This is a genomic window from Ramlibacter henchirensis, assembly GCF_004682015.1.
In the GTDB taxonomy this organism is placed as follows: domain Bacteria; phylum Pseudomonadota; class Gammaproteobacteria; order Burkholderiales; family Burkholderiaceae_C; genus Ramlibacter; species Ramlibacter henchirensis.
Genome location: NZ_SMLM01000001.1, coordinates 2,290,196 through 2,310,597, shown reverse-complemented (window position 1 = coordinate 2,310,597; position 20,402 = coordinate 2,290,196). Strand labels below are relative to the sequence as shown.

General features: G+C 70.9%; 22 protein-coding genes. 15 read left to right on the top strand and 7 right to left on the bottom strand.

The window, feature by feature from the left end:
- Nucleotides 1-2: 2 nt before the first annotated feature.
- The 6 genes from EZ313_RS11430 to EZ313_RS23460 all read right to left on the bottom strand — a co-directional run bounded on the left by EZ313_RS11430 (nucleotide 3) and on the right by EZ313_RS23460 (nucleotide 7,319).
- Nucleotides 3-899: a c-type cytochrome gene (locus EZ313_RS11430; RefSeq protein ID WP_135263267.1), complete on the bottom strand. Its 897-nt coding sequence runs from the start codon at nucleotides 897-899 to the stop codon at nucleotides 3-5.
- Nucleotides 900-985: 86 nt separating this feature from the next.
- Nucleotides 986-1,390 (bottom strand): RNA-binding protein, encoded by a 405-nt coding sequence (locus EZ313_RS11425; RefSeq protein WP_135263266.1) that lies wholly within the window; start codon nucleotides 1,388-1,390, stop codon nucleotides 986-988.
- A 135-nt stretch (nucleotides 1,391-1,525) separates the two neighbouring features.
- Entirely contained in the window at nucleotides 1,526-4,285 is a 2,760-nt protein-coding gene (locus EZ313_RS23465; RefSeq protein ID WP_205960389.1) for a fibronectin type III domain-containing protein, read from the bottom strand.
- 142 nt (nucleotides 4,286-4,427) lie between these two features.
- The gene (bla, locus tag EZ313_RS11410) at nucleotides 4,428-5,378 is read right to left on the bottom strand and encodes a class A beta-lactamase (protein WP_135263265.1); all 951 of its coding nucleotides are present in this window, start codon (nucleotides 5,376-5,378) and stop codon (nucleotides 4,428-4,430) included.
- 95 nt (nucleotides 5,379-5,473) lie between these two features.
- Entirely contained in the window at nucleotides 5,474-5,980 is a 507-nt protein-coding gene (locus EZ313_RS11405; protein ID WP_135263264.1) for a hypothetical protein, read from the bottom strand.
- A gap of 601 nt (nucleotides 5,981-6,581) precedes the next feature.
- Entirely contained in the window at nucleotides 6,582-7,319 is a 738-nt protein-coding gene (locus tag EZ313_RS23460) for a hypothetical protein (protein WP_205960359.1), read from the bottom strand.
- A 263-nt stretch (nucleotides 7,320-7,582) separates the two neighbouring features.
- On the opposite strand from EZ313_RS23460, the gene nthA reads away from it, so the two are divergent.
- From nthA to EZ313_RS11365, 5 genes are read left to right on the top strand one after another with little or no spacing between them, the layout of a single operon-like run.
- The gene (gene nthA, locus EZ313_RS11385) at nucleotides 7,583-8,236 is read left to right on the top strand and encodes a nitrile hydratase subunit alpha (protein ID WP_135263262.1); all 654 of its coding nucleotides are present in this window, start codon (nucleotides 7,583-7,585) and stop codon (nucleotides 8,234-8,236) included.
- The gene (gene nthB, locus EZ313_RS11380; protein ID WP_135263261.1) at nucleotides 8,233-8,898 is read left to right on the top strand and encodes a nitrile hydratase subunit beta; all 666 of its coding nucleotides are present in this window, start codon (nucleotides 8,233-8,235) and stop codon (nucleotides 8,896-8,898) included. Before nthA ends, nthB begins: the two co-directional genes overlap by 4 nt.
- Complete coding sequence (locus EZ313_RS11375) at nucleotides 8,895-9,284, top strand: nitrile hydratase accessory protein (RefSeq protein ID WP_135263260.1); 390 nt, start codon at nucleotides 8,895-8,897, stop codon at nucleotides 9,282-9,284. The genes nthB and EZ313_RS11375 overlap by 4 nt, the downstream gene beginning before the upstream one ends.
- A gap of 36 nt (nucleotides 9,285-9,320) precedes the next feature.
- Nucleotides 9,321-10,514, top strand: a complete 1,194-nt coding sequence (locus tag EZ313_RS11370) for an MFS transporter (RefSeq protein ID WP_135263259.1) — start codon at nucleotides 9,321-9,323, stop codon at nucleotides 10,512-10,514.
- 32 nt (nucleotides 10,515-10,546) lie between these two features.
- A complete protein-coding gene (locus EZ313_RS11365) occupies nucleotides 10,547-11,254 on the top strand; it encodes a TraX family protein (protein WP_135263258.1) in 708 nt (235 codons plus the stop codon).
- On the opposite strand, the gene EZ313_RS11360 is transcribed toward EZ313_RS11365, so the two are convergent.
- Nucleotides 11,251-12,693 (bottom strand): DHA2 family efflux MFS transporter permease subunit, encoded by a 1,443-nt coding sequence (locus tag EZ313_RS11360; protein WP_135263257.1) that lies wholly within the window; start codon nucleotides 12,691-12,693, stop codon nucleotides 11,251-11,253. The two genes, EZ313_RS11365 and EZ313_RS11360, sit on opposite strands and share 4 nt — an antisense overlap.
- A gap of 245 nt (nucleotides 12,694-12,938) precedes the next feature.
- Here EZ313_RS11360 and EZ313_RS11355 point away from each other — a divergent pair, with 245 nt between their 5' ends.
- From EZ313_RS11355 to soxA, 10 genes are all read left to right on the top strand, one after another.
- Complete coding sequence (locus EZ313_RS11355; protein WP_135263256.1) at nucleotides 12,939-13,208, top strand: hypothetical protein; 270 nt, start codon at nucleotides 12,939-12,941, stop codon at nucleotides 13,206-13,208.
- A 38-nt stretch (nucleotides 13,209-13,246) separates the two neighbouring features.
- Nucleotides 13,247-14,359 carry a YeeE/YedE family protein gene (locus tag EZ313_RS11350; protein WP_135263255.1) on the top strand — a complete coding sequence of 371 codons (1,113 nt, stop codon included), beginning with the start codon at nucleotides 13,247-13,249 and terminating at the stop codon, nucleotides 14,357-14,359.
- An 88-nt stretch (nucleotides 14,360-14,447) separates the two neighbouring features.
- On the top strand, nucleotides 14,448-14,870 hold the full coding sequence (locus EZ313_RS11345; protein ID WP_135263254.1) for a DsrE family protein: 423 nt from the start codon (nucleotides 14,448-14,450) through the stop codon (nucleotides 14,868-14,870).
- Nucleotides 14,871-14,880: 10 nt separating this feature from the next.
- Nucleotides 14,881-15,219 carry an ArsR/SmtB family transcription factor gene (locus tag EZ313_RS11340; RefSeq protein WP_135263253.1) on the top strand — a complete coding sequence of 113 codons (339 nt, stop codon included), beginning with the start codon at nucleotides 14,881-14,883 and terminating at the stop codon, nucleotides 15,217-15,219.
- Between the two features lie 10 nt (nucleotides 15,220-15,229).
- Complete coding sequence (locus EZ313_RS11335; protein WP_420849289.1) at nucleotides 15,230-16,177, top strand: MBL fold metallo-hydrolase; 948 nt, start codon at nucleotides 15,230-15,232, stop codon at nucleotides 16,175-16,177.
- 119 nt (nucleotides 16,178-16,296) lie between these two features.
- Nucleotides 16,297-17,628, top strand: a complete 1,332-nt coding sequence (gene soxC, locus EZ313_RS11330; protein ID WP_135263252.1) for a sulfite dehydrogenase — start codon at nucleotides 16,297-16,299, stop codon at nucleotides 17,626-17,628.
- On the top strand, nucleotides 17,612-18,649 hold the full coding sequence (locus EZ313_RS11325) for a c-type cytochrome (RefSeq protein WP_135263251.1): 1,038 nt from the start codon (nucleotides 17,612-17,614) through the stop codon (nucleotides 18,647-18,649). The genes soxC and EZ313_RS11325 overlap by 17 nt, the downstream gene beginning before the upstream one ends.
- Before the next feature lie 78 nt (nucleotides 18,650-18,727).
- Nucleotides 18,728-19,186, top strand: coding sequence for a thiosulfate oxidation carrier protein SoxY (gene soxY, locus EZ313_RS11320; protein ID WP_135263250.1), 459 nt, complete (start codon nucleotides 18,728-18,730; stop codon nucleotides 19,184-19,186).
- 28 nt (nucleotides 19,187-19,214) lie between these two features.
- A complete protein-coding gene (gene soxZ / locus EZ313_RS11315) occupies nucleotides 19,215-19,526 on the top strand; it encodes a thiosulfate oxidation carrier complex protein SoxZ (protein WP_205960358.1) in 312 nt (103 codons plus the stop codon).
- 55 nt (nucleotides 19,527-19,581) lie between these two features.
- Nucleotides 19,582-20,391, top strand: a complete 810-nt coding sequence (gene soxA / locus EZ313_RS11310) for a sulfur oxidation c-type cytochrome SoxA (RefSeq protein ID WP_135263249.1) — start codon at nucleotides 19,582-19,584, stop codon at nucleotides 20,389-20,391.
- The last annotated feature ends 11 nt before the right edge of the window (nucleotides 20,392-20,402 follow it).

Here is a 20,402-nt window from a genome sequence, read left to right as displayed (position 1 = left end):
GCTCACCCCTTCGGGAGCGGCGCCAGCGTCCTCAGGTACAGGTGCAGCGCCCGCACGTCGGTCTCGCTCATGTTCTTGAGCGAGCCGAACGGCATCACCTGCACCTCGCTGCCGTCGGGACGCTTGCCGGTGCGGAACATCTTCAGCATGGAATCGGCATCCGGGTACAGCTGCATGATGGAACCGGGGCCGGGCGTGAGGTTGGCGGCCGCCGGCCACTCGGGCGGGCCGCCGGGCACCTTGCCGCCGGCGAGTTTCTCGCCGTGGCAGCCCAGGCACATGTTGGCCACGTACGCGCCGTGCTGGACCGTCACGGCTTCGGGAATCGGCTGCTGTGGAGGCAGGCTGTGGTCGATGCGGCTGGCGGCGTCGGGGATGGCGCCGAAGCCGTAGAGCACTCGCACCGGCAGCGGCAGGCGGATCTCGGCCCCGGTGCCCTGCGCGGGCGGCAGGCTGCGCACGTAGGCCACCAGCGCGGCCAGGTCGTCGTCGGTGAAGCGGTTGTAGTCCTCGCTGGGCATCACGAGCAGCGGCCGGCCCGAGGGGGCGATGCCGTGGCGGATCGCCCTGACCCAGTCCAGCGGCTGGTAGTTGGCGACGGCCGTGCCGGGCGCGAGCGTGATGTTCGGTCCCTTGATCTTCAGGTCGTCGCCCTTCTCGACGAAGGTGCGGCCCGCTCCGTCGGCCCCGTGGCAGTCGATGCAGCCGCGCGAGTTGAAGAGGTACTTGCCGCGCTCGATGGAGGCCGCATCGCTGCGCAAGGCGACCGGCTGCACCTTCACGTCGACCGTTCGCTGCATGCGGCTGTCGGCCATGCGCAGGCCGGCGAAGACCGCGCCGCCGGCCAGCACGGCCAGGGCCGCGACGGCGATGCCGCCGCGCTTGATCCACTTGTTCATTGTTCTTCCTTCCGCCAAGGACGCGCCGCTGCGGCGCGCCCGCGGATGATAGGAAGAAGGTCGGCGAAGCGCGAGAGGGCCGGCGCCTAGACGACCAGGTCCTCGATGACGAAGTGCCTGTAGTGCACGGCGCGGGAGATGCCGACGTCGCCCAGCACCTTCATCACCCGCTCGACAGCCGCATGGTTCTTCACCGGCACCAGCAGGGCGTGGTGCCCTTCGCGCGCGAGCTCCGCGAAGTGGCGGCAGGTGTCTTCCTCGGTGCCCACCGAGGGAAGCGCCAGGTCCCGGTTGTCGAACATGTGCGCGACCTCCAGGACGTCCTGCGGCGTCATGAAACTGACGTCGTTGCAGTCGTAGCCGTCATGCACGAGCAGCGACTCGGCACGGCGCGCATGCTCCTCGCTCGGCAGCATGATGAAGAGGTTCCCGGTCGGATAGAAGTCGCCCAGCATCGACATCATCTTGCGCTCGAGGTGGAATGCATGCATGGCGAAGTACCTCCTGAAGCCAGCGTGGAAGCCAGAGTGCGCCTCGCGCGCTGCCGCGTCAAGGAGAGACTCTTTGCTGGGGTAACACTTCGTTTCCCCGGAAGAGCTCGTCACTGCCGAGTGCTCATCAGCGCTTCAGCAGCTGCCCGGAGTCCACAAGGACGGCGTCCACTCCGGCGGGCTGTTCACGTTCCAGGTGTCGTTCGACGCGGGCCGGGCGACGTAGATCGTCCCATTGCGCGTCACGCGGTCGCCGCCGAAGTAGCGTGTCGTGCCGTTCCATGCGGCCGGGGCGCAGATCGGGGCCGGTGACGGCGCCGGGGTCGGTGCGGCCGTGGGTGCGGGTGTCGGCGCCGGCGTAGGCGCCGGAGTGGGCGCCGGCGCGGGTGCTGGCGTCGGGCTGGGCGCAGGTGTTGGCGCGGGCGCGGGCGCAGGCGCAGGCGCAGGCGCCGGTGCCGGTGACGGGCAGCCGCCCAGGGCCCAGAGGCTGGGCGTCCATTCCGGCGGGCTGTTCTCGTTCCAGGTGTTGTTCGATTCGGGACGCGCGACGTAGATCGTGCCGTTGCGCGTGACGAGGTCGCCGCCGAAGTAGCGCGTGGTCCCGTTCCACGCGGCCGGGTTGCAGACCGGAGCCGGCGAAGGCGCAGGCGTCGGTGCGGCCGTGGGTGCAGGCGTCGGCGCGGGCGTCGGTGCAGGCGTCGGTGCGGGCGTCGGTGTCGGTGTCGGTGCAGGAGTCGGTGCGGGAGTGGGAGCCGGCGTCGGCGCAGGACTCGGCGCAGGACTCGGCGCGGGCGTCGGGGCCGGTGCAGGCGTCGGTGCAGGCGTCGGTGCGGGCGTCGGAGCCGGCGTGGGTGCCGGGGCAGGCGTGGGCGCCGGCGTCGGGGCCGGTGTGGGCGCCGGGGCCGGTGTCGGAGCAGGCGTCGGCGCGGGAGCAGGCGCGGGCGCTGGCGACGGGCAACCGCCCAGGGCCCAGAGGCTGGGCGTCCACTCCGGCGGGCTGTTCACGTTCCACGTGTTGTTCGATTCCGGACGCGCGACGTAGATCGTGCCGTTGCGCGTGACGAGGTCGCCGCCGAAGTAGCGCGTGGTGCCGTTCCACGGCGGCGGATTGCACACCGGCGCAGGCGTGGGGCTCGGAGCCGGCGTGGGCGCGGGCGAAGGCGCAGGCGCGGTGCCGCCGACCACCGCCGAAACCTCGGCGGAGCGCGCGCTGCGGCCCTGGCCGTTCACCGCCACGACCTGGTAGTGGTAGGTGCCGGACGCCAGGCCTGTGTCGGCGAACGAGGTGCTCACCAGGCCCGTGCGGTAGGGCTGCGTGCCCTGCCCGCCCGCCGTGGTGCCGCGGTACACGTCGTACGAGGTCGCGCCCTGCACCGCGGACCACGCCAGGTCCACGCGTTGCGAGCCGGCCGTGGCCCGCACGTTGGCGGGCGGCGTGAGCGCCGCCTCGCCGAAGCGGTTGAGCACGTTGCGCGTGACCTGCTGCGCGGCCGCGTCCACGAAGCCCCGGCCGCCGAAGTTGTCGAGGCCCCAGCTCCACTGGATGGTGCCGGTGGCGAACACCACCGCGCCCGAGGGCGCCGTGTACGTCGCCATGTGAGAGACGCCGAAGGGGTCCGGCGACGCGCCGACGATCTCCAGCCCGGCGGGCGAATAGCCGTTGTTGAAGACGGCGTCGGTTTCGTAACCGAGCAGGCCCCTGAAGCGCGTGCCGGTCACAGCGCCGGTGCCCGCGTACACCCAGTGCGAAGGCGCGGACACGACCACGTCCCCCTGCACCGGGTCGCCGTGGTACATGACGCCGACCAGCCCGTTCTCCGGCTGCGCGATCGGGTCGTTCACGCCGTACAGCGTGGGCAGTTCGCGAAAGCGTGCGGTGATGTACTTGTCGTTTTGGGGATCACCGTCCCGCGCGAACGGGTCCTCGGTCGGCGAGAAGTCCTTGTAGGCGACGATCGTGCGGTTCGCCCCGCCCGTGCGTCCCGGCTCCATGCGGATCTGCCAGTAGGTCTGGTTGGCCGAGAAGAAACCGAGGTGCACGCCGCTCGCGCGCGCACTGTGCGCGCCGGCCTTCATCTCGTACGACCAGTACTCGTCGTGCCCTGCCGCGAGGAACGCGCGGTGGCGCGTCAGCCGCCCCGGCTGCGCATGCAGGTCGATGCTGGTGATGTAGCTGACGTCGTAACCCTCGCGCTCCAGGAAACGAAGGAAGTTGATCTCGTAGCTGAAGAACTGCCCGGCGCCGGCGTCGGCGAAGCCCTGCCGCCGGTATGGCCGGTTGAACGAGACCTTGCGGGCCGGGCCGTTGGTGCTGTTGAACGAATAGAGCGACTTGCCGCCCCAGTTGTTGTACGCCTGCCAGGTGGTGACGGCGTTCTGGAAGACGTAGGTCGACGGCAGCGTGTCGTCGCGCACGACGAAGACGATGTAGCTCTCGGTGCCGCTGCTGGGCGTGAGCTTGGCGAGGTAGACGCCGGTTGCCCAGTCGCTGCGGTCGGCGCTGTTCGGGATGGTCAGGCGGTACGACTCGGCCCAGTTCGCATCGATCAGACCGGTCTGCGGGTCGGGCGCCGGCGCCGGCTGCCGCGTGCCCGGCAGCGTGACGGTGAGCATCTTGCGAGCCCCGGCGCCGCCGTACCAGCCGATGCGGTAGATCGTCATCGTGTAGCTCGGCGCGGCGCTGCTGACGAAGAAGCGGATGGTCTCGCCCCGGTTGACGCTCGTGGCCGAGGCATAGCCCTCGACGGTGGGCGTGTCCGATATGAACCGGAGCGCCCAGTCGGAATCGCCCGGCTTGGCGTTCTCGAGCTGCACGACGTTCTGCGCCCAGGCGCCGCCCGTGCCGATCACCAGCCAGAGCGCGCCCACCCTGAGCTGGAACTTGCTCGCTCCCATCGTCGCTTGTCTCCCTGAGCGCGGTTGCCGCCGCGGCTCGACTGCTTGTGGCTCAGGGATTGTGGGAAGACCGCTTTCGCGCGTGGGGCCGCGTCCAGCACGGCCGTTACGGCTTTCGCTATGTGCGCGGCCTCGCGCAGGCTCAGGTGTTTACAAGAACTTTCCTGGATGAGTCATCGTGTCCGACACGGCGCGCGGCCGGTGGGCGCACGGCACGCACATCCGGTGCATGCACCATCCTGCGAGCCACCTCGGCCACCGCCGCGTTGCGGTCGGCTTCGGGCGCGTCGGTCTGGGTCAGGTAGGCGACGACGACCACGGGCGGTCGCCCCGGCGGCCAGAAGATGCCGACATCGTTGGTCGTGCCGCGCGCGCCGGTGCCGGTCTTGCTGCCCATGCGCCAGCCGGACGGGAGGTCGGCCCGCAGTCGCTTCTCGTTCGTGCGCGTCGCCTCCATCCAGCGGCCGAGTTGTTCGCGGCTGGCGGACGACAGCGCGTTGCCCACCAGCGTCGCGTGCAGCAGGCCGGCCATGGCGCGCGGCGACGTGGTGTCGCGCGGGTCGCCAGGCGTCGCTTCGTTCAGGTCCGGCTCCCAGCGATCCAGCCGCGTGACCGTGTCGCCGAGGCTGCGGGCATACGTCGTCAGCCCGGCCGGCCCGCCGAAGGTGGAGAGGATCAGGTTCGCGGCCGCGTTGTCGCTGACGGCGATGGTGGCCGCGCACAGCTGCGCGAGCGTCATGCCGCCGTTGCCCGCGTGCTCCTGGGTCACCGGCGAATGCGCGAGCAGGGCGTCAGCGCCGAACGGGATCGTCCGGTCCAGCTGCTCCTGGCCCGCATCGACGCGCCGCAGGACGCACGCGGCGGCGAGCCACTTGAACGTGCTGCACATCGGGAAGCGCTCGTCGAGACGGTGGCCGTCGATGCGGCCATCGGCCTGCAGCACGGCCACGCCGAGCCGGCCGCCGGAGAGCATCTCGAGCGCCGTCCACTTGTTGGGCGGCAGGGCTGCGGTGGGCGGGGCGGCGCAGGCGGGAAAGGAAATGCCGGCGCCCAGGGCGGCGGCCAGGCGCAGGTGGAAGTCGCGTCGGTTCATGCAATCGTCGTGTTCATCGCTGGAAGCGACGCGACGATAGCCGAGCAGACGCGGTTCTGCTCAGCAGCTTGCGCAGACCGTGGCGATTTCGCGAATCAGGGCAGCCACTCGGGCTGGCCGCCGAGCGAAGGCGCGCGCGTGGCGGCCTGTTCGACCGGCAACGGACGCTCGGGATGGAGGAATTCCGGCCGCAACTCCGGGATGCCGTGCGGGTAGAAGCGCTCCGGCCCCAGCGGCGGCGGCACCCACGCGACGGGTGGCGGCAACGGGGCCTGCGGGCGGCGCGCGACCGCGCGGGCAGGAGGTGTCGACGCAGCTTTGGCGGAAGCGGCCGGCTTCGATTTGCTGTTGGCTGTCGCCGGCCTGGACCGGCTGTTCGCTGCGACCGGCTTGGCCTGCTTCGACTTGCCTTTCGCCTGCACCTGCTTCCTGGACCTGGGCGCCGCCTTCTGCTTGTCGGCCCTGGCTTTCGTCGCCTTGCTCGCCTGCGGCTGCCCCGCCTTGTCCCGCGATTGCGCCGATGCGTCGGCCGCGACGGCCAAGCCGCACGCCACGGCCAGCACGCAGGCCGATCGCAGGGCGAACAGCTTCATCAGGTTCATCGCTTGGCTCCCGCACGCGTCCACGCGCTCGTGGCCCGGATGTTCGATATTCCGAACGGCGGCCGAGGTAGGACGGCGGCCGCCGTTGCTGTCGGCGGCGCCACGACCACGATGGCCCGACAGGGCCATCGCCAGCCGATCGCGAGTCGTGCCTACCGCTCCAGCGGCGGCAACGGGCGCACCTGGGGCGGCCCACCCATCGTCGAGGTCACGGGCGAACTCAGGGGCACCTCGACCGCCACGCGCGCACGCAGCGGCGCGTTCGGATCGACGCTGCGGCGCGTGGCCGCAGTGGTCGAAGGAGCTGCGCCTGCGCCCGGCGCGGTCGCGTCGCTCGGCGATGCGGCGCCGGCGCCTGCGATGCCTTGTGCATTCAGGCCCTGGCCCGCGGGGCTTGCCGCGGCTGCGGCCGGCCCGCCGACTGCTGCAGTCGCAGCAGGTCCCGCAGGCGCGCCCGTCGAACCAGCCGGTGCGCCGGCCGTGCTGGCCGTGCCGGCGGGGCCGCCGTTGGCGGTCGTGCCCGCTGCCGTGCCCGTTGCGGAAGCCGAGGCGCCCGAGGTCGCGGCGGAGGTGCCGCCGGCGACACCGGAAGTGGAGGCGCCTACACCGGAGGACGTTCCCCCGGTGCTCGAGGTGCCGACCCCTGCAGACGTTCCAACGCCGGCTGCACTGCCGACGCCCGCGGCCGTGCCCGCAGCTGCACCCGTGCCGCCGCTGCCGGCGCTGGAGCTGCCGCCGCCAGAACCACCGCTGCCGCCCGAGCCGCCACCACCACCGCCGCCACCGCCACCGGAGCCGCCGGAGCCACCGCCCGAGCCACTGGAACCGGCGCTGCTGCCACCGCCGCCGCCACCGGAGCCAGAGCCAGAGCCAGAGCCAGAGCCAGAGCCAGAGCCAGAGCCAGAGCCGGATCCGCCGCCACCGCCGCCACTGCCACCGCCGACACCACCGCCGCTGCCACCACCGCCGGCGCTCGCACCGGCTCCTGCACCGCCGCCGGCACCAGCACCAGCACCACCGCCAGCACCGGCACCACCGGCACCGGCTCCACCGGCACCGGCACCGGCACCACCGGCACCGGCTCCACCAGCACCAGCACCACCGCCTGCGCCGCCCCCGGCACCACCTGCGCCGCCGCCGGAGCCGCCACCAGAACCACCACCGCCCGAGCCGCCTCCGCCGGAGCCGCCGCCACCAGAGCCGCCGCCTCCGCCAGAGCCGCCACCACCGCCGCCCGAGCCGCCACCACCGGAGCCGCCGCCCGAGCCACCTCCGCCGGAGCCACCGCCCCCGGATCCGCCTCCGCCAGAGCCACCTCCGCCGGATCCGCCACCGCCACCGCCCCCGCCGCCTTTCGCGTGAGCTTCCTCAGGCCACACAAGACCCATCGCTCCGGATACCGCAACGACGACGACCGCAGCGCACAGCTTTTCAATCCACCTGTTCATGGCACACCTCGTACTGCAACTGCTCATGTTCTTCTTTCCCATCAGCACTTCTGTCGGACATCTCCCGACACGCTCGTGGGCGAGCGCCTGCGTCGACGTGACACGGCCGAGCCACGCGATTGCCATCGGCGGGGCCGCTGGGCATAGTCCTGCGATGGCCGGTCACCTCCACGAACACCATCACGACAACGATCACGATCACGACCACGAGCATTCGGAGCTGGGCGAAACCGAGCTGCGTTTGCGTGCGCTGCAGTCGGTGCTCACCGAGAAGGGCTACATCGATCCGGCCGCGCTCGACGTCATCGTCGACACGTACCAGACGCGCATCGGCCCGCGCAACGGCGCGCGCGTGGTGGCCAGGGCCTGGAGCGACCCGGCGTATCGCGAGTGGCTGCTGGGCGACGCCAGCGCGGCGATCGCGTCCCTGGGCTACACCGGCCGGCAGGGCGAGCACATGATCGCCCTCGAGAATACGGAGCGCGTGCACAACATGGTCGTGTGCACGCTGTGCAGCTGCTATCCCTGGCCCGTGCTCGGGCTGCCGCCCGTTTGGTACAAGAGCGCGCCCTATCGCTCGCGCGCCGTGCGCGATCCGCGCGGCGTCCTGGCCGACTTCGGCATCACGCTGCCGCAGGACACGGAGATCCGCGTGTGGGACTCCACCGCCGAAGTGCGGTACCTCGTCGTGCCGCGCCGTCCGGCCGGGACCGAGGGACTGTCGGAAGAACAGCTGGCGGCGCTCGTCACGCGCGACTCGATGATCGGCACGGGGCTGCCGCGCGCACCGTGCGGAGCCGCGGCGTGAGCGGCTACCGCACGCATGCGGACCTCGGCGGCCAGCCGGGCCACGGCCGTGTCGTTCCCGAGGACGAGCACGAGCGCTTCCACGCCGACTGGGAGCCCACCGTCCTCGCGCTGACGCTGGCGATGGGCGCCACCGGCAGCTGGAACATCGACATGAGCCGGTCCGCGCGCGAGACGCTGCCGGACTACGAGCGCCTCTCGTATTTCGGCATCTGGCTTGCCGCGCTGGAGAAGCTGCTGCTCGAGCGCGGCCTGCTCGCCGAGGACGAGATCGCCGCCGGCCGGATGCTTCACCCGCCCGCGCCGGTGCGCCGCGTGCTCAAGGCGCAGGACGTTCCAGCGGCGCTGGCCAAGGGCTCGCCGACACACAGGCCCGAAGCCCCGGCGCAAGCACGGTTCACCGTCGGCCAGCGCGTGCGCACGCGCGCCCAGCCCGTGCCGCACCACACGCGCCTGCCCGGCTACGTGCGCGGCAAGCTTGGGACCATCGAGCGCCTGCACGGCCCGCACGTCTTCGCCGATGCGCATGCGCAAGGGCTGGGCGAGCAGCCGGAGCCGCTCTACACCGTGGTCTTCGAAGGCCGCGAGCTGTGGGGCGACGAGGCGGCGCCCGGGCTTCGCGTGTCGGTCGACGCGTGGCAGTCCTACCTGGAACCCGCATGATCGATCACGACCAGAAGGCCCGCCGCGACGCGATTCCTCCAGTACCCGGTGTTCCCTGCGACGCCGAAGGCCCGGTGTTCGATGCGCCGTGGCAGGCCCAGGCCTTCGCGATGGCGGTGGCGCTGCACGAGCGCGGCCTGTTCACCTGGCCCGAGTGGGCGCAGGCCTTGGGCGAGCAGGTCCGCGCCGCGCCCGCGCAGCCCGGTGAATCCGCCGGCGACGCGTACTACCGCCAGTGGCTCGCGGCGCTGGAGCATCTCGTGGCCGGCAAGGGCGCGGCCACGTCGAAGGAGCTCGTGCGCTACCGCATCGCCTGGGACCACGCGGCCGACCGCACGCCGCACGGCCAGCCGATCGAGCTGCAGGCGAACGACTTCCCGCGATAGCCGCGCTCGAACCGCGATGTGACAATGGCGGGCCTCATGCAGCCCGCGTTCCCGCCTCTCCAGCGCAACGTCGCGTTCATCGCGATCGTGCTCGCCACGATCCTGAACTTCGCCGCGACCGACCTGGTGCTGCCCGCCATTCCGATGCTGCCGCACGCGCTGGCCGGCACGCCGGAAGAGGCGCAGCACGTCCTCGCGGCCTACGTCGCGGGCTTCGCGGGCGGCCTGCTGCTGTTCGGCGAGCTCGGTGCGAGGCATGCGCAACAGCCGCTGCTTGCGGCATCGCTGCTGCTCTTCGCGCTCCTGTCCTGGAGCGCCGGCCGCGCGGAAACCATGCCGGCGCTCATCGCGCTGCGATTCGTGCAGGGCGTGACGGCGGCGGCGGGCGCCGCGTTCGCGCCGGGCATCCTGCGCCGCATCTTCAGTCCGCAGCAGGCGGTGCGCGCCATCGGCCTGCAGGGCAGCATCGAATCGCTGATGCCGGCGCTGGCGCCCATCGCGGGCGCATGGCTGCTGACGGCGTATTCCTGGCGCGCATCGTTCGTGGTGCTCGCGGCCGCGTCTGCGCTGGTTGCGTTCGTCGTGGCGCTGATGCCCTCGCGTGCGTTCCCGCCGCCTGCGAGCGGCGCAAGCGGGGGCTACCTGCAGCTGCTGCGCAATCGCGAGGTGTCGCGGCACGGATTCTCGCAGGCGTTCTCGCTGGCCGGCCTGCTCGTGATCGTGCTCGGTGCGCCGGCGGTGATGGTGTCGGTGTGGGGAGGCCCGCTGGGCGACTTCATCCGCATGCAGGTGGTGGGCGTGGCCACCTTCATCGCGGCGGTGCAGCTGTCGCACCGGTTGTCCCGCCGGTACGGCGACGAAGCCGTGATCCTCGGCGGCTCGCTGGTGTCGGCCGCGGGCTGCGTCGCCGTCTTCCTGTATGCGCTGGCAGGCGGCCGGTCGGCGGCGGTCGTCACCGTCATCTGGATCGCCGTCAACGGCGGCTTCGGCCTGCGCGGCCCCGCCGGCTTCCTGCGCGCCATCGTCGCGGCCGGCGGCGACGACTCGCGCGCCGCGGCGATGGTGATCCTCGCGATCCTGTTGAGCACCGCCGCGGGCACCGTCGTGGTGGCGCCATGGATCACCTCCGGCCTGGCGCCGGTGGCCGGCGTCGCGTCGGCACTCTCGCTCGGCTCCGTGCTCGTGCTGGTCGGTTTGCGCCGACAGCAGGAGCCACCGCTCGCCCCCTAGCCCGGCGGCAGGCTCGGCCTTAGGATGGTTCCATGGCCGCCGTCCCCGCCCACACCGCGCCGCTCGGCTATGCCAACGGCCAGGTCGAGGCGCTCAAGTGGATCGCGCTGGTCTCGATGTTCTGCGACCACATCGGCCGCCACCTGCTGGGCATGCCGCACGAGAGCTGGGCGTTCATCGCGGGACGGCTGGCCTTTCCCCTGTTCGCGCTGGTGCTGGCCGTGAACCTGGCGCGCGAAGGCGACCGCGCCGAGCGCTGCGCACGCACCACGCTGCGGCTGTGCGCCTGGGGTGCGGTGGCGCTGCTTCCCTCGATCTGGGCGCGAGGCGACCCGATGATGCTCAACGTGCTGTTCACGCTCGGGCTGGGCGCGGCGGTCTGCTGGGCGATCGAGAGCGCGGCGCCGGTGTGGCAGCGCGCGCTGGCCTGCCTCGTGATCGCGGGCGCGAGCTGGTTCGTGGAGTTCGGCACCGCCGGCGTGTTCCTCGTCGCGGCGGGCTACCTGTGGTGCACGCAGCGCGGCGGCGGGCTCGCTTTCCTCATCTTCGTGCTGCTGGCAGCCACCGGCTGGCTGAATGCGCTGTTCGGCGGCTGGGCGTCCTTCTTCGCCACGCTGGGCGCGGTGCCGGTGGCTTGGCTCGCGCGGCACCTGCCCTTGCGGGTGCCGCGCCTGCAGAACCTGTTCTACGTCATCTACCCGCTGCACCTGGCGGTGATCGGCGGGCTGAAGATGCTCTAGTGCGTGGCGCGGGCGGGCTGCGTCTGCGGCGTAGCGGCGGTCTCGCGCATCAGGAACCAGCCGAGCAACGCGATGCTGACCGCGAACGCCGCGCCGATGGCGAACGCGAGCTGGTAGCCCGCGTTCAACGCGATCTCGGGCGATGCGCCAGCGGCCTGCAGCGCCCCGGTGCGTGCGGCCGCCACGCTGGCCAGCACCGCCAGCCCGAGTGCGCCGCCCATCATGAAGGAGGTGTTGACCACGCCGGAGGCAAGCCCGGAGTCCTGCGGCCCGACGTCGTTCATCGCGGCCAGCAGCATCGGATTGAACGCGACGCCCGCGCCGAGCCCGAGCAGCACCATCGCGGGCAGCACGTCGACCATGAAATTGCCGCCGACCGGCGCGCGGGCGAACAGCGCCAGCCCGACCGCTCCGACCAGCAGCCCCGCGGCGAGCGGACGCCGGATGCCGAAGCGCACGACGAGGCGCGCCGACGCGCCCAGCGACATGAAGGCCATGATCAGGTTGCCCGGCAGGAAGGCCAGCCCCACCTGCATCGGCGTATAGCCCAGCACGAGCTGCATGTAGAGGGCCGACATGAAGAACCACGCGAACATCGCGGCGGCCCACAGCACGCCCGCCACGTTGGCCACGGCCAGGTTGCGGTGCCGGAACAGCGCCAGCGGCATCAGCGGCGCGTCCACCGTGGCTTCGATCGCAATGAACAGCCCCAGCAGCACCGCGGCCGCGGCCAGCAGCCCGAGCGTCTGCATGGAGGTCCAGCCCGCCTCGTTGGCGTTCACCACGGCATACACCGCCAGCATCAGCGCGAGCGTGACCGTGGTGGCGCCGGCCCAGTCCAGCCGCTGCGCCGCATGCCCGCGGCCCGGTGCGATCAGGGCCATGCACAGCGCGGCCACGGCGATGCCGATCGGCAGGTTGACCAGGAAGATCCAGTGCCAGCTCAGCACGCTGGTCAGCAGGCCGCCCAGCAGCACGCCGATGCTGCCGCCGCCGGCGCACACGAAGCCATAGACGCCCATCGCCTTCGCGCGGTCGCCGGGTTCGGTGAAGAGATTCATGATCAGCGACAGCGCGACCGCCGACACCACCGCGCCGCCGAGTCCCTGCACGGCGCGCGCGGCGATGAGCATGGTCTGCGATCCCGCCAGCCCGCAGCCCAGCGAGGCCAGGGTGAACAGGGCGATGCCTGCCAGGAACACCTTGCGGTGGCCGTACAGGTCGCCCAGCCGCCCGCCCAGCAGCAGGAAGCCGCCGAAGGTGAGCATGTAGGCATTGACCACCCAGACCAGCGAGGTCTCGGTGAAGCCGAGGTCGGTGCGGATCGAGGGCAAGGCGACGTTCACGATGGTCGTGTCCAGCACGATCATCAGCACGCCCAGGCAGAGCACGAGAAGGGCCCACCAGCGCTTGCGCCGGGCGGCGTCGGAACCTGTCATGTCGTTTCCTCCGGAAGGTCGTTGGTGAGGCCTTCATCGGCCTCTTCTGCACGACGAACGGGCGGCCAGGAAATCGACGGCGGCGGCCCGGCCGCGGATTGTGCCGGAGGGCGAGGCGGCGCCGCCGCCTGCTGAGCCTGACGCGCCCATCGGCTTCGTCCGACAACGTAAATGGCGGCGCTTCGCCACTGCGCGCCGGCACCGCGCGCTAGCTTTGCCGCATCCAACCTCCGATCGCCGCCGCCATGCAAAGCATCGACAAACCCGCCGTCATCCGTCGCATCGACAATCCCAGGCCCCTGTTCCCCGGTGAACACTGGGTCGAGCTCGCCGGCGGCGTGGCCGCGTGGCTGGTCACCCGCAGGCATCCCTCGCTGGCGGTGCGCACGCTGGGCGTGTTCATCGGCGCCTCGCTGGTCGCGCGTGCCGCGCACGGCCGCCGCAGGTTGAGCAACGTGATGCGCTGGACGCCGATCGGCGGCGGCATCAAGCGCGATCCGGCCGACGTGGTCTGAGGCGCGCCGGCGGCCCTCGCGCTGCCTAGAATCGCCCAATGACCGTTGAAGAGCTGGCCCGGCTCGGCCAGCAGGTCCTCTGGGCCGCGTTCCTGATCTCGTTCGCGTTCGGCGCGCTGGTGCAGCGCACCGGCTTTTGCACCATGGGCGCGGTGAGCGACGTGGTCGCAATGGGCGACTCCACGCGCCTGCGGCAATGGGGGCTGGCGGCCGCGACCGCGATGCTCGGCTTCGCCGCGTTCTCCGCCGCCGGGTGGCTGGTCACCCCGCAAACCCTCTACGCCTCGAACCGCTGGCTCTGGCTGTCCGCGCTGGCGGGCGGCGCGCTGTTCGGATTCGGCATGGTGCTGGCCTCGGGCTGCGTCAGCAAGTCGCTGGTGCGCGCGGGCGCGGGCAACCTCAAGTCGCTCGTGGTCGTCATCGTCACGGGGATCGCGGCCTTCGCGACGTTGAAGGGGATCACCGCGGTGCTGCGCGTGAGCACGGTGGACCGCGTCGGCCTCGAGTTCGCGGGCAACGCGGACCTGGGCGGCCTTCTCGCGCGCACGAGCGGTCTCTCGCCTTCCGCGGCGGCCCTGCTCGCAGGCGGCTTGATCGGCGCCGGCCTGCTGTTGTGGGCGCTGTCATCGCCCGAAGCCCGCAGACCGATCAACCTCGCCGCCGGCTTCGGCGTCGGCCTGCTGGTGCTGGCCATGTGGTGGACCACCGGACGCCTGGGCCACCTGGCCGAGCATCCGCAGACGCTGGAAGAAGTCTGGCTGGCGACCAACTCGACGCGCGCCGAGGGCCTGAGCTTCGTCGCGCCCACCGGCTACGTGCTGGACTGGCTGATGTTCTTCAGCGATGCCAGCAAGCGCCTGACCGTGGGCATCGTCAGCGTGGCCGGCGTGCTGTGCGGCTCGGCGGCGATGGCGCTGGCCCGCCGCGACTTCCGCTGGGAAGGCTTCGGCGGCACTTCGGACCTGGGGCACCACCTCACCGGCGCGGTGCTGATGGGCGTCGGCGGCGTGACGGCCCTGGGCTGCAGCATCGGCCAGGGCGTGACGGGCCTGTCGACGCTGAGCCTGACCAGCATCGTCGCGGTGGCCGCGATGATCGGCGGCGCGGTCGCGGCCGTGAAGTACCAGGTCTGGCGCGTGGAACGCTCCTGACCCGCGCACGGGCAGGAGAAACCCCGGCGCGTGCGGGCTGGCACTTCGCTTATATTGGCCGCGAGCGATACATCCGGATCTTCCAGCCATGCGCACTTTCGTCCGCCACGTCGTCCTCCTCCTGGCCTTCGTGTCATCCGTCGCCTTCGCGCAGGACAAGGTGGTCTACCACTTCGACGACGCCGAGGCGCAGGCCACCAAGGGCCTGCGCAACATCCGCAACCACCTCGACGTGGCGCCCGACACGAAGATCGTCGTGGTCACGCATGCGGCCGGCATCGACATGCTGATGGAAGGCGCGCGCGACAAGAAGAACCCGAACATCGACTACGCCTCGCTGGTGAGCGCGCTCAAGGGGCGCGGCGTGCGCTTCGAGGTCTGCGAAATCACGCTTCGCAACCGCAGCATCGGCAAGGACAAGTTCATCATGGACGCCGAGTTCACGCCGTCCGGCGTGGTGCGCATCGGGCAGCTGCAGTCGCGCGAGCAGTACGCCTACATCAAGCCCTGAGGACGCTGCCATGCCCGCCGCCCGCTCGCGCAAGGAAGCCGCCGCCGTCGAGACCGACGAGGTCTTCGAGATGGCCGCGGAGGTGTTCCGCGTGATGTCCTCGCCGATGCGGCTGAAGATCATCAGCAGCCTGTGCAACGGCGAGAAGAACGTCAGCGAACTGCTGGCCGAGATCGACACCACCCAGCCCAACATGTCGCAGCACCTGAACACGCTCTACCAGGCCGGCGTGCTGGGCAAGCGGCGCGAGGGCGTGCAGATCTACTACCGCATCGTCAACGACCGCGTGGTCACCCTCTGCCGGGCGGTCTGCACGCAGATCGCGATCGAGGCCGACGTCGCGCGCTGAAGGGGCGACCATGCGCCTGCCGCGGGCACGCGCCCTGCTGTTCTCGCTGGTGTTCTTCGCCGCGGCGGCGGGCGCGCAAGCGCAGCCGCCCGCGATGTCGCCGCAGCAGGTCTCGCCTTCAGCCTGGTTCGTGCAGGGTGCGTCCGCGCTGGGCTCGCCGGCCAACCAGAACTTCATCTCCAACGCGGGCTTCGTGATCACGCCGGCCGGCGTCGTGCTGGTCGATGCGCTGGGCTCGCCCGCGCTGGCGCAGCGGCTGCTGGCGGAGATCCGCAAGCTCACCCCGCAGCCGGTCACGCACGTGGTCCTCACGCACTACCACGCCGATCACATCTACGGCCTGCAGGTGTTCAAGGCCGCGGGCGCGAAGGTGATCGCGCACCGCGGCGCGCGCGACTACCTGGCGTCCGATACGGCACGGCTGCGGCTGGAAGCCTCGCGCGGCGAGCTGGCGCCGTGGATCGACGCGAGCACGCAGCTGGTCGCGCCGGACGAATGGCTGGACGGTCCACGCGACCTGGTGGTCGGCGGCGTCACGCTGCGGTTGCTGCCGGCCGGTCCGGCGCACACGCCGGAGGACCTGCTCATCTGGTTGCCTGCGGAGAAGGTGCTGTTCGCGGGCGACCTGGCGTTCCGCGGCCGAATCCCGTTCGTGGGCCAGGCCGACAGCCGCCGCTGGATCGACGCGCTCGACCAGATCCTGGGGCTCGGCGCTGAAGTGGTGGTCCCGGGGCACGGTCCACTCACGCGCGATGCGCGGGCGGACCTGCAGCTCACGCGCGATTACCTGGTCCACCTGCGCCGCGTGATGGGCCAGGCGGCGAAGAACCTGGAGCCCTGGGAAGGCGCGTACCGCGCGGCCGACTGGAGCCGCTTCGAGCACCTGCCGCTGTTCCAGGCCGCCAACCGAATGAACGCCTACAACACCTACCTGCTGATGGAGCAGGAGAAGGACTGAGCAGCCGGGCGGCTGTGCCTAGCCGTCGTGCCCGCGCGGCTCTAGGCGAAAACCCCCAGCCCGGAACGGTGCGGGCCCGCATATATTTGTGAATCCGAATATAGCGATTCAGCACAACGATGGACACCGGCCGCGTCCGCAAGGCGCCCGAGAATTTCCTGGATGCCGAGGGCATCCGCCGCGCGGCAAGCGAATACCGCCAGGGACGGCGCGACTTCCTGCGGGGCGCTTTCGCGGCCGCAGCAGCGGCGGGCGCTGTCGGCTCCGCGCGTGCGCAATCCGCAGGCGACCGCAACATCCTCGAGCTGCCCGAGCACAGCAAGGGCCTGGGGCAGGCGGTCGCCACCGACGGCTACGGCAAGCCTTCGAAGTACGAGGCCAACGTGCAGCGCCGGCAGAGCCCGGGCCTCACGCAGACCCGGCAGGCGTCGGTGTCCTTCGCGCCGCTGCAATCGCTGTTCGGCATCGTCACGCCCAGCGGCCTGCACTTCGAGCGGCACCACCAGGGCTGGTGGGACATCGATCCTTCCAAACACCGGTTGATGGTCAACGGCCTGGTGAAGTCGGCCAAGGTCTTCACCATGGACGAGCTGATGCGGCTGCCGTCGGTGTCGCGCTTCCATTTCATCGAATGCGGCGCCAACACCGGCATGGAATGGGGCAACGTCGCCGTGCCCACCTGCCAGTACACGCACGGCATGCTCTCCTGCAGCGAGTTCACCGGCGTGCCGCTGATCACGCTGCTGGAGATGGCCGGAGCGGACTTGAACAAAGGCCGCTTCGTGCTGGCCGAAGGCGGCGACGGGTCCTCGATGACGCGCACGATCCCGATGGACCTGGTGCGCTCGGGCGAAGTGCTGGTGGCCTACGGCCAGAACGGCGAGATGCTGCGGCCGGAGAACGGCTATCCCTTGCGGCTGGTCGTGCCCGGCGTCCAAGGCGTGAGCTGGATCAAGTACCTGCGCCGCGTCGAGGTGGGCGACCAGCCCTGGGGCGCGAAGGACGAGGCGGTGCACTACGTGGACCTGATGCCCGACGGCACCCACCGCCAGTACACCAGTCTCCAGGAATGCAAGAGCGTGGTCACCACGCCTTCGGGCGGGCAGGTGCTGCTGGACAAGGGCTTCTACAGCATCACCGGCCTGGCCTGGTCGGGCCGCGGCAAGGTGCGGCAGGTCGATGTGTCGGTCGACGGAGGGCGCAACTGGCGCGCCGCGCGGCTTCAGGAGCCCGTGATGAGCAAGTGCCTCACCCGCTTCTCGCTGGACTGGGTGTGGGACGGCAAGCCCGCGATCATCCAGAGCCGCGCCCGCGACGAGACCGGCTACGTGCAGCCCACCTACCGGCAGCTGCGCGCGGTGCGCGGCACGCGTTCGATCTACCACAACAACGCGATCCAGTCCTGGCTGGTCGAGGAAAGTGGCGAGGTGAAGAATGTCCAGCTGGGCTAGGCCTCTCTTCGCCCTTGCGCTCGCGGCCATCGCGTGCGGCGCCAACGCGCAGGCGGCGAAGTTTCCCGGCATCGGCCGCGACGCCACGTCGGCCGAAGTGAAGGCCTGGGACATCGACGTGCGTCCCGACTTCCATGGCCTGCCGCCGGGCTCGGGCAGCGTCGCGCGCGGCCAGCAGGTGTGGGAGGACAAGTGCGCCTCCTGCCATGGCGTGTTCGGCGAATCGAATTCGGTGTTCAACCCGCTGGTCGGCGGCACGACCCGGGCCGACATCGAGAAGGGCCGCGTGGCGAACCTGCAGCGCCCCGACTATCCCGGCCGCACCACGATGATGAAGCTGCCCACGCTGTCGACGCTGTGGGACTACATCAACCGCGCGATGCCGTGGAACCAGCCGAAGTCGCTGAGCGTGGAAGAGGTCTACGCCGTCACCGCCTACATGCTGAACCTGGCCGACGTGGTGCCTGCGGACTTCACGCTGTCCGACCGCAACATCGCGCAGGTGCAGCAGCGGCTGCCCAATCGAAACGGCATGAGCAGCGCCCACGCGATGTGGCCCGGCAAGGAATTGAGGGGTACGGTCAAACCCGACGTGACCGGCAGCGCCTGCATGAAGGATTGCGCGGTCGAGCCCAGGGTCGCCTCGCTGCTGCCCCCGCACGCGCGCAACGCGCACGGCAACCTGGCCGAGCAGAACCGGGGCGTGGGGCCGCAGCGCGGCGCCGACACGCGGGCCGCAGGCGCCGCGCCGGCCGTGGCGAGTGCAGCGCCGGCCGATGGCGGCGTCAGCACGCTGCTGCAGAAGAACAACTGCACCGCCTGCCATGCGGCCGGCCAGCGCATCATCGGCCCGAGCTGGGCCGAGGTCGCGCAACGCCACGCCGGCAAGGCCGATTACCTTGCAGGCAAAATCCGGGGTGGAAGCTCAGGCGTGTGGGGCAACGTGCCCATGCCGCCGCAGGCCCTGGACGAAGCCGCGGCCCGCCAGGTCGCCGATTGGCTGGCCAATGGGGCGAAGTAGAACGTTCATCGCCGGGGAATTCCCCATGCGCCCACGCCGAGCTCGTATTAGTCTCAACTGATTGATCCGGAGACCTTCATGAAGACCACCCGCCGACAGACCCTCCAGCAAAGCGCCGCAGTCGCGGGCCTGCTGGCCACCAGCGGCCTGTTCCCGCAGCACGCGCATGCATGGACCAACGCCGCCTTCGAGGCCAAGACCGTGCCCGATGCGCTCAAGGCCTACGGCGGCGGCGCGCCGACGGAAAGCAAGGACGTGACGCTCACCGCGCCCGACATCGCCGAGAACGGCGCGGTCGTGCCCATGGGCGTGGCCACCACGCTGGCCAACGTCAAGCACCTGCTGGTGATGGTGGAGAAGAACCCCTTCCCGCTGGTGGCGAAGTTCGACGTCAGCGAATCGGTCGATCCCAACTTCCTCACCCGCGCCAAGATGGGCCAGTCGTCCGACGTGTACGCGGTGGCGATCACGCGCGACGGCAAGGCGCTGTACGCCAAGAAGGAAGTCAAGGTCACGCTCGGCGGCTGCGGCGGCTGAAGCAGCGAAGAACACAAGGAGTACTGAAATGGCAGATCCGATGCGCATCCGCGCACAGGCCCAGGGCAGCGGCGCCGTCGTCCGCGTCCTCATGAGCCACGAGATGGAGACCGGCCAGCGCAAGGACGCGGCCGGCAAGGTGATCCCGGCCTGGCACATCACCGACGTCACCGCCACGCACAACGGCAAGCAGGTGCTGGCCGCCGAATGGGGCCCAGGCGTGGCCAAGAACCCCTTTCTGCAGTTCACCGTCAAGGGCGCCAAGGCAGGTGACAAGATCGCCGTGACCTGGAAGGACAACAAGGGCGACACGCGCACCGACGAGGCCACCGTCAGCTGACGCGCAGGGCCGGTGGGGAGCCGGCCCGCTTCGAACCACCAGAGGAGACACGCAGATGAAGACGAGGACCCTCGCGGCCCTCGCCGCGGCCGCCCTTGCGGCGGGCGGCGCGGCGGCGCAGCAGCAGCCGAAGTCGGCCACCCAGTCGATCGAGGAATACCGGGCCATGCTGGCCGACGGCAACCCGGCCGAACTGTTCGAGGCCAAGGGCGAGGAACTGTGGAAGCAGAAACGCGGCCCGAAGAACGCATCGCTCGAGCAGTGCGACCTGGGCAAGGGTCCGGGCGTGGTCAAGGGCGCCTTCGTCGAGCTGCCGCGCTGGTTCGCGGACACCGGCAAGGTGCAGGACCTGGAATCGCGCCTGGTGACGTGCATGGAGCGCCTGCAGGGCCTGAACGCCGCGGAGATCGCGAAGACGCCTTTCGGCCGTGGCGAGATGGCGAACGTCACGGCGCTGGCCACCTGGGTCGCGGCGGAGTCCAGGGGCATGCCCTTCAACCTGCCGCAGTCGCATGCGCAGGAAAAGGTGGCCTACGAGGTCGGCAAGCGCATCTTCTTCATGCGCGCCGGCACGCACGATTTCTCCTGTGCCTCCTGCCACGGCGAGGAGGGCAAGCGCATCCGGCTGCAGGACCTGCCCAACCTGACCAAGAACCCCGGCGATGGCGTAGGCTTCGCGGCCTGGCCCGCCTACCGCGTGTCCAACGGACAGATGTGGAGCATGCAGCTGCGCCTGAACGACTGCTACCGGCAGCAGCGCTTCCCGTACCCCGAGTTCGGCAGCGACGCGCTCAGCGCGCTGTCCACGTACCTGGGCGTCAACGCCAGGGGCGCGAAGTCCGCTGCGCCCACCATCAAGCGCTGAAGGAGGGCTGA

Bases quoted from the DNA above. Each gene is read 5' to 3' on its own strand.
- EZ313_RS11430 (WP_135263267.1), bottom strand. From the start codon at position 899: ATGAACAAGTGGATCAAGCGCGGCGGCATCGCCGTCGCGGCCCTGGCC.
- EZ313_RS11425 (WP_135263266.1), bottom strand. From the start codon at position 1,390: ATGCATGCATTCCACCTCGAGCGCAAGATGATGTCGATGCTGGGCGAC.
- EZ313_RS23465 (WP_205960389.1), bottom strand. From the start codon at position 4,285: ATGGGAGCGAGCAAGTTCCAGCTCAGGGTGGGCGCGCTCTGGCTGGTG.
- bla (WP_135263265.1), bottom strand. From the start codon at position 5,378: ATGAACCGACGCGACTTCCACCTGCGCCTGGCCGCCGCCCTGGGCGCC.
- EZ313_RS11405 (WP_135263264.1), bottom strand. From the start codon at position 5,980: ATGAACCTGATGAAGCTGTTCGCCCTGCGATCGGCCTGCGTGCTGGCC.
- nthA (WP_135263262.1), top strand. From the start codon at position 7,583: ATGGCCGGTCACCTCCACGAACACCATCACGACAACGATCACGATCAC.
- EZ313_RS11375 (WP_135263260.1), top strand. From the start codon at position 8,895: ATGATCGATCACGACCAGAAGGCCCGCCGCGACGCGATTCCTCCAGTA.
- EZ313_RS11370 (WP_135263259.1), top strand. From the start codon at position 9,321: ATGCAGCCCGCGTTCCCGCCTCTCCAGCGCAACGTCGCGTTCATCGCG.
- EZ313_RS11365 (WP_135263258.1), top strand. From the start codon at position 10,547: ATGGCCGCCGTCCCCGCCCACACCGCGCCGCTCGGCTATGCCAACGGC.
- EZ313_RS11360 (WP_135263257.1), bottom strand. From the start codon at position 12,693: ATGACAGGTTCCGACGCCGCCCGGCGCAAGCGCTGGTGGGCCCTTCTC.
- EZ313_RS11355 (WP_135263256.1), top strand. From the start codon at position 12,939: ATGCAAAGCATCGACAAACCCGCCGTCATCCGTCGCATCGACAATCCC.
- EZ313_RS11350 (WP_135263255.1), top strand. From the start codon at position 13,247: ATGACCGTTGAAGAGCTGGCCCGGCTCGGCCAGCAGGTCCTCTGGGCC.
- EZ313_RS11345 (WP_135263254.1), top strand. From the start codon at position 14,448: ATGCGCACTTTCGTCCGCCACGTCGTCCTCCTCCTGGCCTTCGTGTCA.
- EZ313_RS11340 (WP_135263253.1), top strand. From the start codon at position 14,881: ATGCCCGCCGCCCGCTCGCGCAAGGAAGCCGCCGCCGTCGAGACCGAC.
- EZ313_RS11335 (WP_420849289.1), top strand. From the start codon at position 15,230: ATGCGCCTGCCGCGGGCACGCGCCCTGCTGTTCTCGCTGGTGTTCTTC.
- soxC (WP_135263252.1), top strand. From the start codon at position 16,297: ATGGACACCGGCCGCGTCCGCAAGGCGCCCGAGAATTTCCTGGATGCC.
- EZ313_RS11325 (WP_135263251.1), top strand. From the start codon at position 17,612: ATGTCCAGCTGGGCTAGGCCTCTCTTCGCCCTTGCGCTCGCGGCCATC.
- soxY (WP_135263250.1), top strand. From the start codon at position 18,728: ATGAAGACCACCCGCCGACAGACCCTCCAGCAAAGCGCCGCAGTCGCG.
- soxZ (WP_205960358.1), top strand. From the start codon at position 19,215: ATGGCAGATCCGATGCGCATCCGCGCACAGGCCCAGGGCAGCGGCGCC.
- soxA (WP_135263249.1), top strand. From the start codon at position 19,582: ATGAAGACGAGGACCCTCGCGGCCCTCGCCGCGGCCGCCCTTGCGGCG.